This window comes from Cerasicoccus sp. TK19100, from assembly GCF_027257155.1.
Taxonomy (GTDB): Bacteria; Verrucomicrobiota; Verrucomicrobiia; order Opitutales; family Cerasicoccaceae; genus Cerasicoccus; species Cerasicoccus fimbriatus.
In genome coordinates this window covers 424,401-439,603 of sequence record NZ_JAPWDU010000005.1, presented here as the reverse complement: position 1 = coordinate 439,603, position 15,203 = coordinate 424,401, and the positions used below count along the sequence as shown (strand labels likewise).

Below are 15,203 nucleotides of genomic sequence, written 5' to 3'. Positions count from 1 at the left end.
AACATAAAGGCTTGGTAATTCGATTACCAAGCCTTGCTAAATGTGAACGACCACAGGAACGCGGCAGGCTAGATGCACTACCGCGCCTGGCGATCAATAAAAGTCGTTACTATTTCTCCAGCGTCGGCCAGTCGTCCGTGCGAAACGGTGTGACCGGCAGACCATTACGATCCTGAAGATTGACCACTGGGTTCATTGCCCAGCCGTAGCGCACCGCCACCGGTTCGGCAACTTCATCACTCCAGACGCGGACCTGGTTTTTGCCGATGATCTCGGCATCGGCCCATACCCACTGCTGGTCTTCACCCGCGATGGCGAATCCATCGATTTCATTTTTGTCGAAGCTGTAAAGACCGGCATCGGATACATAGTCAAAGGTCAGCAGCGCAGCCTTCGGCGGCGTCTTAGTGTCCTCTGCGCCATCGACCTCGATTACCTCCATCTCGGCAAATTCGGGGCTGCGGTAGTGGATGTCGTAGCCATAGTCGTTCGCCAGCGCCCACAGCACCAGGCGGTTCGCCACGGTCTGCTTGTCGCGCGGGTGGATGTCGCGGCCTTCGCCAACGTCAATGATTACCGCTTGGCCGGAATTTGCCAGCGACTCTACAGTCTTGGTCTGCGCCTCACGCAGGCGTGCCCAATTGCTGTCGCCGGGGTTATCCTGCTCAGCTAGGTAGTCTGCGAGCTGCACGAAGTAAAATGGGAAATCGCCCTGCCCCCACTGCTCACGGAAATTGGTGACCATGATGTTGATCAATTCCTCGTAAGTCTCATGGCGTGCGGCATTGCTTTCACCCTGATACCAGATCATGCCGCGAATACCGTAACTCAGGAGTGGGAAGACGCCGCCGTTGTAAATATTTCCAGTGCGGTGCTGGTTGTAACGTGGGTCACCCGGCCAACGTGGTGACCGCCCCTTCTTACCATTGGCTTCCCACTCAGCGCGCTCCGCATGGTATTTCTCCACGTTCTGCTTCTGAATTTCATCCGAGTGCTCGCTGGCCTTCTCCTCCCAATACTTGGTGTGGTTACTGTGCTGATCGTATTGATCCAACAATTCGCGCGGCACCCATGCTTCGGCTGACGAGCCGCCCCAGGCATTGTGGATCAAGCCCACCGGCACATCGAGTGTCTGATTCAAACGACGGCCAAAGAAGTAACCCACGGCCGAAAAGCCACCGACCGTTTCCGGCGAGCAAACCTCCCATGTGCCCTCCTGATCCTCCTGTGGCTCTTGCGTGCCTTTGCGCGGGACATTCAGCAGGCGGATGTTGGGAAAATTGGCTGATGCTTTTTCCAGCTCGGCATCGTTGCTCTGGTTCACGGACCACTGCATATTCGACTGGCCAGAGCAGACCCAGACCTCGCCAATCAGGATGTCTTTGATGACCACCTCGTTGTTGCCTTTGATCGTCATGTCGAACGGACCTCCGGCTTCCATCGGGGCCAACTCCACGCGCCATTTGCCATCGCCGTCGGCAACGGTTTCCAGCGTTTGGCCGTTGAAGCTGACGGTGACTTTCTCACCCGGATCGGCGTTACCCCAAACGGGGTCGGCTAATTCGCGCTGAAGCACCATGTGGTCGCTAAACAGGTTCGGCATCGACACATCGGCCGACAGCACGGGCATTAATGATAACAAGGAGAGGGTTGTGAGGGCTGATACTTTCATGAGGGATATTAGCAAAGGGGGGATAGTGTGAAGCTACTCCGAGAAAAGCTAGAGAAATCTGCCCGTCAACGATTCCTCGCAATTTATTAGCCCCGCTGGCTTGCCCTCGTAGACCAGCTTGCCGCCGTTGACGCCGCCACCCGGCCCAAGCTCGACCACCCAGTCCGCCAGGCGAATCACGTCGCTGTGGTGCTCGATCAGGATGATCGTGTTGCCCGCCTCGCGCAGTTGGAACAGCAGATCGAGCAGCTTTTGCACGTCTTCCCAATGCAGGCCCGTGGTTGGCTCGTCGAGCAGGTAAAGCGTCTCGCCTTGCTGACGCTTGGCCAGCTCGAGCGACAGCTTGATGCGCTGCGCCTCGCCGCCAGACAGCGTGTTCGCCGACTGCCCGAGCTTCACGTAGCCCAAACCCACGGCGGACAGCGTTTGCAAGCGCTCATGAATCTTCGGGATGTTTTTAAAGAGCGCCATCGCCTCATCGACGGTCATTTCCAGCGCCTCGGCAATGTTCACGCCTTTGAAGCGCACTTCCAGCGTCTCGCGGTTGTAGCGCTGGCCGTGGCAGCTCGGGCATTCCACAAACACGTCGCCGAGGAACTGCATATCCAGCTTGATCTGGCCATCGCCCTGACAACGCTCGCAGCGCCCGCCGCGCACATTAAAGCTGAACCGACTCGCCTTGTAGCCACGCACTTTCGAGAGCGGCGCTTTGGAATACAAGTCGCGCAGATGGTCAAAGATCTTGGTGTAGGTCGCGGGATTCGAACGCGGGCTGCGGCCAATTGGCGACTGGTCCACGCGAATCACGCTCTTGAAATTATCCAGCCCGTCGATGCCGTCATGCGCACCGGGAATTTGCTTCGCGCCGTTCAATTTCCACGATGCCGCCTTGGCGAGAATGTCATTCACCAGCGTGCTCTTGCCCGAGCCCGACACGCCGCAAACCACGGTCAACAGCTTCAGCGGAAAGCCGACATTGAGCCCCTGTAAATTATGCTCCCGCGCATTGAGCACAGTCAGGCGCCCGTAGTCCGCATTGCGGTCTTTGACGTCCTTCATCAGCTTGCGCTGACCTGACAAATACGGGCCGGTGCGCGACTTCGGGTGCGACTCGCAATCCTTCGGCGTGCCTTCAAAAATGATCTCGCCGCCATGCGCGCCGGCGCCGGGCCCGAGCTCGATCAACCAATCCGCTTCGCGCATCGTCGCCTCATCGTGCTCGACGACGACGACTGCATTGCCGCGGTTGCGCATGTCGAGCATGGTCTGGATCAGCTTTTCGTTGTCGTAGGGATGCAGGCCGATGCTTGGCTCATCCAGCACGTAGCAAACGCCCACCAGGCCCATGCCGAGCTGCGTCGCCAAGCGCACGCGTTGCGCCTCACCGCCGGACAAGGTCGCGTAGGATCGGTCCAGCGTCATGTAGTTAAGCCCGACTTCTTCGAGAAAGCCCAGCCGCTGCTCCAAGCCGATCAAGGCTTCACGCGCGGCAGTCAAACGTTCATTGCCGAGCAAGCTTTGCGATACAAAGTCATGCGCGTCCTTGATGCTTTGCGATAGAAAGTCCGTGAAGCGTTTGCCACTCACGAGCACATTGCGCGCACGGGCATTGAGCCGCTGGCCATGGCAGCTCGGGCACTCGGACGCTACTTGATACGCGAGCAAACGCGCACGCAGGCCGTCGCTGGAAGTCTCGCGGCGAATGTCGTCCAGCAGGTCCATGACGCCATTCCACGGCAAAGCTTCGGGCGAGGCGTTGCCCTTTTTCAGCTTAAAGCTAAACAACCGGTCGCCGGTCCCGCCGAGAATTTCGTCGCGCGTTTCGTGCGGCAGTTCTTCCCATGCGATATTCGGGTCGAAGGGCATTTGCTCGGCCAGCTGCTTGAGGATCGCGTTGTGCTTAATGATCATCGCCTTCGAGCCAAGGCGCAGCGGCTTGATCGCGCCTTTCTTCACGGACTTCGAGGGGTCCGGCACGAGGAGTTGCTCATTAAACTGGCGCGTCTGCCCCACCCCACCGCAAGTTTCGCAAGCGCCCTCGGGATGGTTCCACGAGAAGTGACGCGGCGTCAGGGGATCGTAAACCACGCCCGACTTCGAGCCCGCCAGTGCACGACTCAAGCGAATCTCTTTCCACGGCGCATCGCGGTTCTCCTGCGCCAACACTAGCGCGCGGTCCTTGCCCTCGTGGAACGTCAGCTCTAGCGAGTCAGCGATGCGCGAACGCTGGTCTTCGCGAAGGACGATGCGGTCGACGATGACCTCCAGCTCCAGCTCGCCGGGCTGGCTGGGAAACTTCTCCGCGTCGTTGAGCTCGTAAACGGTGCCCGCAATGCGCACGCGCTGGAAGCCCTTTTGCCGCAAATGGGGAATCTCTTCGCGGATCACTGACGCGCGGGCCGTCATCAGCGGCGCGAGCAGCATGAGGCGCGAATTATCCGGCTCCTGATAGACACGGCGGATGCAGTCATCGAGTGAACGGCGTTCGATTTTGCCGCCGTCGATGGGGTCAAATTGTTCGCCGCAAACGGACCACAACAGGCGCGCATAGTCGGCAATTTCGGTGACGGTCGCGACCGTGCTGCGGGGGTTCGCACCGGCGGCTGCGCGTTGTTCGATGGCCACCACGGGCGACAGGCCATGAATGAAGTCCACCTCCGGCCGCTTCACCTGCTCCAGCAGTTGGCGGGCGCGCGTGGAGAGGCTTTCCACATACTTGCGGTAGCCCTCGGCGTAGAGCGTATCGAAGGCCAGCGAAGACTTGCCCGAGCCGCTCACGCCGGTGATCACCACCAGCTTGTCGCGCGGAATTCGCACCTCCAAATTGCGGAGATTGTGTTCGCGCGCGCCTTTGATGTGGATGTCCATAAGCCGTTCATCGTTGGGGCTCGCGGCGGCCTTGTCGAGCGTTTGCGTTCGAGGAAAGCGGGGGCGAAAATGTCCGATTAGGGTTGCCAGCCAAGGGTTTGCGGGATTGACTATTACTTAAGAATGAAACCCATCATATACATCAAACCAGGCTGCCCCTGGTGCAATGAGGCACTCGCTTACTTTCAACAACACGGTGTCGACTTGGATGTGCGCGATGTAACCCGCAGCCGCAGCAATATGCAGCGGATGATCGAAATCAGCGGCCAATCGCTCACGCCGACCTTCGAATACGGCGACTTCGTGGTGGCGGATTTCAGCGTGGATGAATTCCTCGATGAGCTGGCGGAAGAGCCACAAGTGCGCCGCGACCTCGGCCTCAGCGACCACTTGGAAGACGATTGAGCCGTCCGCGGCGCGCCTTACAATCGCAACGCCATCTTGTAATGGCGATGGGACGACTTGCCAGCTATTATCAGCATCCGACCAAAGAATCGTGCTCTGTGCAGCCCGTAACCACACTTCGGAAATGGGCTCGCCACGGTTATTGAATCACTTTCTAATCCGGATACTGTATGGCTGACAACGCTCCACTTAAGCGACTGCTCTCTCCCACTCAACGCAACATCGTCGGCGCGGGGCTCACCGTGCTGGCGGGCGTGATTGTGCTCGGCGCGATCTACGGGCTATTTCTGCTGCTGCGCAGCTTTGTCAACACCTTCAGCGATGTGCTGCTGCCCGTGGCGTTGGCGGCGATCCTGGCCACCCTGCTCCGGCCCATCGTGACGTTTTTCGAAACCAAGCTCAAGCTCAGCCGCGTGAAGAGCATTGGCCTGCTTTTTGCCCTCGTGCTCCTCGCCCTGGCGGCCCTCGCCTCCTATGCCGCGCCGCTGATCTTCAAGCAAAGCATTGAGCTGATCGACAGCGCCCCCAAGCTCGCGGGCAACGTCGTCAACTTCGCTTCCGAAAAGGCACCCTGGCTCAAGGACTGGATTGCGGAAAAAACCGGCGGCGAGCCCATTGATGTGCTGATCAAGAACTTCGTATCCGAGCACAGCTCCAGCATCAAAACCGCCGTCGAGCAAACGCTGAAAACCCTCGGCACCGCTGGTGGAATTCTGATGTCTTTGTTCGCCAAAATCGCGGCCTACGCCGTCGTGCCCGTCTACCTATTTTACCTCCTCGACAACCAGCGCGACAAGTGGCGCGACATCGACTCGCAGCTCTCGTTCATCGATAAGAAATGGCGCGACGACATCATGTTTCTGATCAAGCAGTTCGTGGACATCCTGGTGTCGTTTTTCCGCGGACAAATCCTGATCGGGCTGATCTTGTCCGTGATGTTCGCCGTTGGCTTTGGCCTGAGCGGGTTGAAGTTTGCGATCCTGCTCGGCATCATGGTTGGCCTTGGCAACATCGTCCCCTACCTCGGCACCATCCTTGGTGTGACGGTGGTGCTGCCGCTGGCGTTCTTTCAAACTGGCGGCGGCTGGCCGACCGTCGGCTTCTGCCTGCTGACTTTCGCCGTGGTGCAAGTCATCCAAGACTACGTGCTGACGCCGAAAATCATGGGCGACAAAACCGGCATGGGCCCGATGCTGATCATCTTCTCGATCTTCTTCTGGGGCACCGCGCTCGGCGGCATCCTCGGCATGATCATGGCCATCCCGCTCACGGCGTTCTTCCTCGTCTTCTGGCGCCTCGCCCGAGAGAAGTATCTGCCGAAGCTGATGAATTCGCTCAAGGCGGATGAGGAAGCGGCAGAGGCGTAGCAAGATAATTGCTATCGCCTAATTGTATCAAGTAGTCGGCGGTGCGCTTGGTTCCCAGAGGGGAACCGAAGCCAAGATGTCGGTTTTCACCTCTCCAGGGTACACCGCATAGATAGGAAAACTCGGCGATAAGCTTGCTGCCTGAGCCAGAATCGCTGCATCAATTTCTTCTTTAGAGTAACGCGCTGAAAAATGAATCAGTATTAGCGCCTCCAACTGAAGTTGCGAGGCCGCGCGAAGCACTTGAGGCAGATTGGAATGGGAATTACGTGCGGTTTCAGTCTCTAAGAACGTCGCCTCGTGTATTAATATCCGAACGCCTTCCCAGTGTTTCGGCTCCAGTTCCGGCGCATCACCAGAATATCCGATGAGCTTCTCCGTTCGCATCTCTGTTATTGCTTCTTCACCATTAGCTTCACGCAAAGCCGCTATTTCCTTTCCGGGAAGATCTCGATAGTCAGCCTTCAATGTTCGACGTGATGAGCAGATCGTATAATCTAACGCTTTGCATAAATCACCAGATACTACATGCAATGATGTTCTCGCTTCGACGAAAAGCTCTCCTTTCAATTTTATGCTCTCACCAGCTTGGAGTCCAGTCCATGTAGCGACTCCCGATTGCGGATCGAACTTCGAAAAAAACTCTTTCAGAGCGGGAAAAGAACCGCAGTCCTTCGGGAAGTAAATTGCTGGTATGCCGTCACGCGCATTTAGCTGATTGAGCTGCAACAAACCACAGATGTGATCACGGTCCGCATGCGTCACGAACACATGCCGGACTTTTCGGCTCTTCTGACCCAAGGATGCGCTAACTCCGTCTCCAGCATCCAACAAGACACCGAAATTCTCAATAAAAACCCACGTCGAAAAGAGCGCGGTTGAAGAGGCTGTAATATTTGGACGCATGTATTAATTAAACATGCATTTTCGCTCAACTGGCAAAGGAAACTTTTAGGAAGCACTTTGTCCCATTAAAAGAACCGAAGACTTAGACAAATCCTTAACCGGGTGGCTACAGCCACTTCACGACTGGCAGCTGACCTCCTAACACCTGCCCCGCGAGAAGTATCTGCCCAAGCTGATGAATTCGCTCAAGGCGGATGAGGAAGCGGCGGCCTAGGGTTAGTGCAAACATTGGCTTATGTTGCCTCAAACCAGCCCGTGTGTCTGACCAACCTTAGGTCATGACTCGGAGGAAGTGTCGGCGACACTCTGTCGAAGCGTCGGCGACGCTTCGGGTAACAGTCGGCGACGCTTGGTCGCTCAGTCGGCGATACTTAAGATGCTCTCGAGGCTTGGAGCTCGCCAACTTTTCATGTTGAAAGTATGGCGGAATGCGGGCTTGAAGGCAAGATTCTTGGCGGCCATTTATGGAAAAAAACTTGCAAAAAGGTAGCGCGGAGCGTCCCCGCTACGCCAGCAGCGCTGACGAGTAAAATCAGTTCTTGGAAGCTGTATGGGCGCAAACAGCGTCGTTTGAACCTTCGATTTTTCGACCTCAATCCTTGCGGAGCGGGGACGCTCCGCGCTACCTCAGTTAGATCGATTTAACAGCCACGCTAAGGGACGTTTGCGAGGCGAGACAGAGGCCGATTAGTCCTTCACCGGATAGCTGCCGAGCCACTTGACCAGTGGGCAGCTGGCCTTGAGTTCCGTAACGGCGGCTTGAACGGATTCGTCGCGCCAGTGGCCGTCGATGTCGATGTAGAACAGGTAGTCCCAAGCTTTGCGACGACTGGGGCGCGACTCGATCTTGGTCATATTCAGCCCACGTGAGCTGAATGGGCGAATCGCTTTTTCCAGCGCGCCGGGCTCATCGTTGATTGAAAGGATCAGGCTGGTGCGGTCATGGCCCGTGCTGTCGCCGACCGGTTCGCGGCCAAGCACGAGGAAACGCGTCACGTTGTTACTGACGTCTTGGATGTTGCGTTTAATGACGGGCACGCCGTATTTGACCGCCGCGAGCTCGCTGGCAATCGCGGCGACACCAGACTGTTCACCGGCCAGTTTCACCGCCTGGGCCGTGCTGTCGGCGTCGACCTGGCGGGCATGCGGCAAATGACGCGCCAGCCAATCACGACACTGCGTCAGGGCTTGGTCTTTAGAGTGCACTTCCTTGATCGCTTCCAGCGAGGAATTGGAGATCAGGCAGTGCTCGATGGACAGATAAATCTGGTTGATGATCGTCAGGTTCGTCTCTGCGAGCATGTCGATCGAGTGGATAACGACACCACCAGTGGAGTTCTCAATCGGGATCACACCATGGTGCGCCTCGCCCTTTTCGACGGCGGCAAACACATCAGGGATAGTCGCCATGGGCACATAGCGTGGCTGGGCCCCGAAGTTTTTACGCGCAGCCTGTTCGGTGTAGGTCGCCTCCGGCCCGAGATAGGCAATGGTCAACGGTTCTTCGAGACTGATCATTGCGGAAATAATTTCACGGTAAATGGCGCGGATCCCGGCCTCGTTGAGCGGACCATCGTTGATCTCCGTCAACTTACGCATGAGCGCCTCTTCGCGCCCGGGATGGTAAATGGGCAACCCCGCCTCGGCCTTGACGCGCGCCACCTCATGCGCCAGGCGGAAGCGCTCGTTCAGCTTGGCGATGATTTCGCGGTCGATGGCATCAATTTTATCACGGACGGGATTCAAATCCATGCCGGAACGATAAGGGGTCCGCGCCAATGGGAAAGGGAAAAATGACGACCTCGCAAGAAGCCGTTATTTGGCGCGCGAGCTTTCTTGCTCTGCCTGGATTTCTGCCAGCCATTTTTTCGCGGTGGGATACTCAATCTGGTCATGGGAATACTTTGCGTAAACCTCAAGCGGTTCAACCGCCTCAGCCCGCTTCCCCTGTTGATAAAGCGCCCGACCAAGCCGCCAGTGGAATTCATAGAAAGTCGGCAAACGCTCAAGAATGGCGCGAGCACACTGCTCCGCTTTGGGCCAATCCTTTTCACTCTCGGCCACTCGCAGCTCAAACATCAGCTTACTAATGCCAATAGTATTGGCCGCCATGTGCGTCTTCCAATCCTCGGGCAGCAACTCAGGCTGCTCCAAGACCTCGGCCATCGACATCGCCCAACTGGCCGTACTGCTGTCATCCGTTGCCCACGAATTGAGCACGGACAGGTAGACCTCCCGCTGCGCATCTTCCGAGGCCAGTTCGCGCTCGTCATCCATCGCGGCGAGCTCAAACGCCTGTAACGTCAGTTCCAACATAGAGGGCGACATGAGCTCATCCGTGCTGAGTGATTTGATGTAGCTGACGAGCTTCGCCTTCTCCTGCTGTTGCAAATAATACTGCATGATGCGCTGATGCGCCCAGTTGGAATTGTATGGGTGATCAACCGCACTGGCCCGGTTCTCAATGTCTTCCACGTCGCCACCGCGTATAGCAACATCCACCTCGTGTGCTTTGATCAGGCCGCTGCTCATCGGGCTGCCCACATCATCTCGCCAAGGAGCAACAATCTGGCTACTCCGCTCACGAATAGCGGGCTCATCATAGTCGGCAGAACTATACATTATGCTGATCAAATCCGCGCGATCCGAGTCATTCTCCGCAGCAGCGATTGCCTCCGCCAACACGGTCATCACCTCCACATCGTCGATGGAAGGCTGATAAGCACAGAGTCCATAAAAGAGGTGCCAGAACCATAAGCTGTCCCGCGGATAGTTATCGGTGGCCACCAAATAAGATAAGATGGCAAAGGCCTCTTCCATGCCCATCCTGTCATATTCACTCAAGGACTCGTGGCGGTAGAGATTACGTGGTTTCTCCATGTCCTTATCTGGCAACAGCTCCAGTGCGCCACGGCGGAGGATGTCGTGGAGCGCCGCGTATCCCTCGCAAGCCTTGATGGTACGCAGCAGCTCAAGGCGCCAGGATACCAGTGTTTGACTGGCGTCTCCCCCAAACGCCAATGACTTGGTCTGCTGATACAGCCTTCGGGCAGCCTCGTATTGGCCCAGATTTAGCAACCAATCGATAACGACCAAAAAGTTAGTCGCTTCAATCGAGTTGAGCGTCCCCTTCTCCAGCAGCTCTTCCTCATAAGCAATCAAGGCGTCAGCATCCGCGTGATCCAAAGTCGCGAGTTGCTTTAAACCGGTAAGGTATTCCTTTTGCAGGCTATTCAATTGAGACACTTCCGGGCGCTCATACAGAATCTGAAAATCAGCGGCATCACCACGGTGTGCCGCGTAATACAGCCCCATAAAAGTCCAGAAAAGGCGCACCTGATCCGGGAAGCGTTCATCGTCGAGAATGTCTATGATCATCTGACGATATTGGGCCGGTTCAGCGGTGTAATTTATCCGATAGATGACCGCGTCATTAAAGAAGCCAAGCCGTTGCTCCAATTCCAGCTCTTCAGCCTCGGCAACCAGCATCTTGAGTTTGAAAACCTCGTGTTCGTTAAAAACGGTGTAAGGATTATCCATGACGCGGGGCAGGTTCCGCAACCGGAAATCTTTGAGCGATTTGGGCTCCGCGTATTCATACCAAACTGGTTGGTGCACGGCCATCCAATCATCAACGGCGCTCTGAAAATCCGCGTTTGTCTTGCCCGCCAGCAACATTGTCTTCTGCCGGTCTTTCAGGCGCTCATACCACTTGCCTGAGGCTTTAACATCTGCGTTTTCCAATTCAGCGGTGAGCAGCTCCTTCTCCTTCTCAGAATCGCCCAAGCGGCGATAAATATTCGCCAAACCGATGACTGAATTCGCGCGTAAATGAGTGTCGTCGAGCGTTAAGTCCTGCTCAAGTCGGCTGGCGGCATCTTCCAGGTTATCATTGAGCTGCAAGCTGAGGATGCCGTAAAGCCGGTTCATAATGTGGTCCGCTGGCTCTTCCCCCTGATAATCTGCGTAGAACTGCTGGGCGGTGGCGAGTGCTTCTTCCTGGCGACCAAGGTCTATCTGGTTGATCATGCACCACACCAGGCTGCTTTTCGCGAGGGCCTCATCATAATCCAGCGGCATGCTCGCGTGCATCGCCAAGGCGAGTTCCCGCCATTCGGCAGCCTGCTCCGGAAAGGTGCTGCTGAATAAACTGCCGTAGGAGGTAATGGCCGCATTGCCCTCGGGCTGCCAGCGAGCGGCGCGCATTGCGCGGTCGAAGCTGCGGAGAAAGGCGGCCTTGTCCGAACCGGCTTCTTTGGCCAAATTACTATATAGGCTGTCGCCGTTGATCATGGTCGGCGGCAGGAGTCCACCGTCCAAAGCAGTTCTCTCCGGCAGCTTGGCCTTCAGCGCCTCCCACTGCGGCCACCATGCCGCGGTCGCCTCCCAATAATCATCCATACCCTGCCCGTCCTGATACGTCATCAGCTTTTGCAGATTCTCCATCTGCGTGCTGTAGCTCGACTCAGACCAGACATCCTGTTCGTAGGCTTGCACACTATTGAGAATCGACTTGGCCTCATCGAGTTTGCCCAGTTCCAGATAAATCAAAACCGCGCGATTGATCTGCTCCATCGGGTCGGCATCATCGACCAGTTGCGGCATTAAACGCACGTAAGTCTCGGCGGCCTGCTCATGCTGCCCCAGCTTCTCCTGCGCAATGGCCTTTCGGGTAAAAAGCGCCTTGTGCCAGGCTTCGGAAAGTTCCATGGCTTCGATTTGCTCGTAAACTTCCACCTCCTTGGCAAACTCCTCGCGGTTACGGTAGTAGAACGCGCGGTTGAAGATTATGTTGTTATAATCATCGGTGTCCGGCGGAAGCATTTCGCCCAGCGAAAGGAGTTTATCAGTGAGCTCTGTGTCGGTAATTTCATTTTCGCGGTCTCTCCATTCCAAGTAATTACATGCACGCCACATGTAGTATGGGAAACTCGCATTCGGCTCAAAACGGAGCACATTCTCGATCGCGTGCCGGGCAGCGCGATCCCTGTCCCAAGCAGCCTCGAAATGCTTCACTGCCTCGATAAAATCTTCGCGGGTTTCCAAGTCCGCAGCGGGCGTGGTCGCAGCCCAGAAGCTTGGTTCATTCTCGGCGATGTAGTCTGCGAGCGTCTGCTGTAGTACACGGTATTTCGTTTGTTCAGCCGCTGTAGCTTCGAGGTTTTCGAGCTTCTGCATTACTTGAGCGCCACCGGCCTCACCGGCGTTTACATTTCTCAAGACAACCAGTAACGGCGGGACGAGACTTGCATTTTCATTGGCCGACCACTTTTCAGCGGTCTCAGTAATGGCGATCAGCAAAGTCTCGTTGTAGTCCGGGTAGTCCTGGAAAAACTCTTTGAAGATCGCCTCCAGTCGCGCACCGTCGCCCTGCTCCAGCAAGACCTCGGCAAGTTTCTCAAAATGGTAAGTTTCATCCCCGGTATCAAACATCACTGCCCGGTAAAAGCAGTCTATCGCCTCCTGAGGATTGTCTTCTTCCAGCATGAGCCCGAGCTCATACTCGGCCCAGCCACGTCGAAACTCGTAAAACTTCTCGTTGTCGGCAATCTGGCGAAGTACCGCCAATGCCTCCTCATCCCGGCCAAGATCCCTCAGGCACAGTGCTTCCAAATAGCGCCCCCATCCGATGTCTCCCTGATCGAGTACGTTCTGGTAAGTCGTCAGTAACTCGCGAATGTCTCGCAAGGCTTTTTCCTCTCGCTCATTGGACCAGTCGACCCAACCCAGGCGAATCTTCGCACGGAAAACGGTGACGCCGTCATTGGGAAAATATTGGATAACGCGCTCCAGCGCTTGGCAGTAGAGGTCCTCATCGCGGTTGCGTGGGTATTTCTCCAGTGCCAGCTTTATCTGGCCCTCGCCCGTGGGCATGACCGGGAAATTGCCCAGCGTTGGCGCATCATCCTGGCTTTCGCTCGCCTCGAACTCACCTGGTGCCACAATTACCGGAGTGGCTAACCAAGCGGACATGCTTTTCACGGCGTTATAAAATGGCGTAAACTCCGCCGGCGTAATGCGGCTCTCCAGAAATTCGCCACTCATCATCAGCGTCACCACACTGGGTGTCTTTTCGTAGCTGGCGCGGGCGTCGATACCATGGGCCTCGACACTAATCGGTTTGGGCAAAGCGTTTGCGGTCCAGCCATTGGGTAAGGTGATGCGTGCCTTGATGTCGATCTCGTCCGTCCAGACAAATACATCACGGCTCACTTCACTGCGACGGCCCAGATAAGGGAACAGCCAATCGACTTTGGGAAAGGTCACTGAATTGGCCTGCTGCGGCCCCAGCGGCGTCCCCTGGTTGATCAAATAAACGCGCAACTCGAACCGTGTGGGAGACTCCTCGTATGACGACAACTCGAAATCGACAATCTCCGCGTCGGGGTAATAGCGCCGCACCTGTGAGCGCACATCGTCTCCCAGAGCGATGCGGTCCTCACTACGAAAACGGTGATAACTGCCCGATGCATAAAAGCCCTCCGTGACGAAGGTCAACCAACCACTCAGCGCACCGTCGGTTTCCAGCGTCAGGTCGAAATCCAGTTGATAAAGCCCGGCACTGACCTTGGGTGTCCGCGCCCAAATACCCCGCTGCTGCTCCGCATCGACAATCATGACCGCGCGGTTCGACGAACGTGGCGAGAGATACCCCGGCTGGCCATACGAAATCGTCGGGTCGCAGAACAAATAACCGCCCTCCTCGTCATCGATGGCCACGATGGCGTGGTCAAAATACCGATAGTCTGGCGAACGCGGGTCCACCAAACCCAACTGATCCGTATTCAGCAATGTCAGGTGCGCCTCGATCCCTTCTTCTGCCAGCAGCAAGCGCAGGAAATTCGACTTGTCTTTGCAGTCTCCATATTTGTTTTTCCACAAGCTTTCGCAGGACTGCGGGACAATGCCGCCGTTGTTGAAATTTATGCTCGTATAGCGAATGTCCTGCGCCGCCTTTTCGAAGAGAATGCGGATAATCTCCTCACGGGAGTCCACGCCCTCAGTCCACTCCTGCACGAGCGCCTTCACCTCGGGCGTCAGCGTATTGGCCTCATCCAATAGGCCCGCATACCACGCGGCAAACTCATCCCAATCAGCCAGAGTAGACAAACGCAGGTAGGGCCCGACATCGAAAGCGTAGCCTCCGAGCTCCTCCCAACGGCGGATCGGGATGTCGTCTGTTTCCCAAACCAACCGCACGCGCCCTTCTTCTTCCACGTCTATTTCGCGCATTTCGGGAATCGGCCCTTTCGTTGCGGATTTGAGTCGCCCGGCCCACTCTTCCGGGAGATCGACGACCACGCGCTGACGCTTGCGCGGCCAAGAACTAGCCCAGCTAGAACCATCGGTAAAGTGCCCTGGAATACGCCCGTCTTGTTCGATTAACACAATGCTGTGGGTCACCGAGCCGCGCTTAATCTCCGGGTAAATCAGCTTCATCTCCTTGGTGCCGGAGTAAATCTTGCTGTCGGCCTCACGCTCGGGCGTCTGGACAAAGATGCCAGCATCGTCGATTTCCACCTCGGTCCCATCCTCCAGCACCGAGGCCGCTTTGATCAGATAAATCTTCTCACCGCGTAGTGGACGATACGTGTGCACCTCTTCCGAAATATCATCTACCTCAGCGTCAGTCACCGCCACGTAAGAGCGCTGCCGCAATTGGTATTGCTTGCCGGATTCATCAATGTAGAAGACATCCTCCAGCAGGAGAAATGCGCCATCAGACTGCTCAGGGTCAAAGCTGTCCCTCGCCTCCAGCAGCTCTTCTATCGGCGTCATGAGCGGCACCAGTTTCTCCTCATAGATCGCTGGCGGTTCCCGCAACACGGCATCCATTTGCGCCTGCAAAGACGCAATACCCAACAGGCTAAACATGAAAACCAAGACGAGCGGGACACGCAAATGGTACAGCATGCGCGAGAGTCGATGGGCTCAAACCCAAGAAGTCAATAGTCTCGTGGAATTTTATGACATAATAATATCAA

7 protein-coding genes are annotated in these 15,203 nt (G+C 56.3%); 2 read left to right on the top strand and 5 right to left on the bottom strand.

Annotation, left to right across the window (positions count from 1 at the left end):
- Positions 1-109: 109 nt before the first annotated feature.
- Complete coding sequence (locus O3S85_RS14315) at positions 110-1,672, bottom strand: sialate O-acetylesterase (RefSeq protein ID WP_269541201.1); 1,563 nt, start codon at positions 1,670-1,672, stop codon at positions 110-112.
- A 48-nt stretch (positions 1,673-1,720) separates the two neighbouring features.
- Positions 1,721-4,540: an excinuclease ABC subunit UvrA gene (uvrA, locus tag O3S85_RS14310; protein ID WP_269541200.1), complete on the bottom strand. Its 2,820-nt coding sequence runs from the start codon at positions 4,538-4,540 to the stop codon at positions 1,721-1,723.
- 123 nt (positions 4,541-4,663) lie between these two features.
- On the opposite strand from uvrA, the gene O3S85_RS14305 reads away from it, so the two are divergent.
- The gene (locus O3S85_RS14305; RefSeq protein WP_269541199.1) at positions 4,664-4,945 is read left to right on the top strand and encodes a glutaredoxin family protein; all 282 of its coding nucleotides are present in this window, start codon (positions 4,664-4,666) and stop codon (positions 4,943-4,945) included.
- Positions 4,946-5,115: 170 nt separating this feature from the next.
- Complete coding sequence (locus O3S85_RS14300; RefSeq protein ID WP_269541197.1) at positions 5,116-6,312, top strand: AI-2E family transporter; 1,197 nt, start codon at positions 5,116-5,118, stop codon at positions 6,310-6,312.
- A 27-nt stretch (positions 6,313-6,339) separates the two neighbouring features.
- On the opposite strand, the gene O3S85_RS14295 is transcribed toward O3S85_RS14300, so the two are convergent.
- The 3 genes from O3S85_RS14295 to O3S85_RS14285 form a co-directional block, all read right to left on the bottom strand.
- Complete coding sequence (locus tag O3S85_RS14295; RefSeq protein ID WP_269541195.1) at positions 6,340-7,218, bottom strand: MBL fold metallo-hydrolase; 879 nt, start codon at positions 7,216-7,218, stop codon at positions 6,340-6,342.
- A gap of 687 nt (positions 7,219-7,905) precedes the next feature.
- Positions 7,906-8,970 carry a prephenate dehydratase gene (pheA, locus tag O3S85_RS14290; protein WP_269541194.1) on the bottom strand — a complete coding sequence of 355 codons (1,065 nt, stop codon included), beginning with the start codon at positions 8,968-8,970 and terminating at the stop codon, positions 7,906-7,908.
- A gap of 63 nt (positions 8,971-9,033) precedes the next feature.
- A complete protein-coding gene (locus O3S85_RS14285; protein WP_269541192.1) occupies positions 9,034-15,132 on the bottom strand; it encodes a transglutaminase family protein in 6,099 nt (2,032 codons plus the stop codon).
- Between the last annotated feature and the right edge of the window lie 71 nt (positions 15,133-15,203).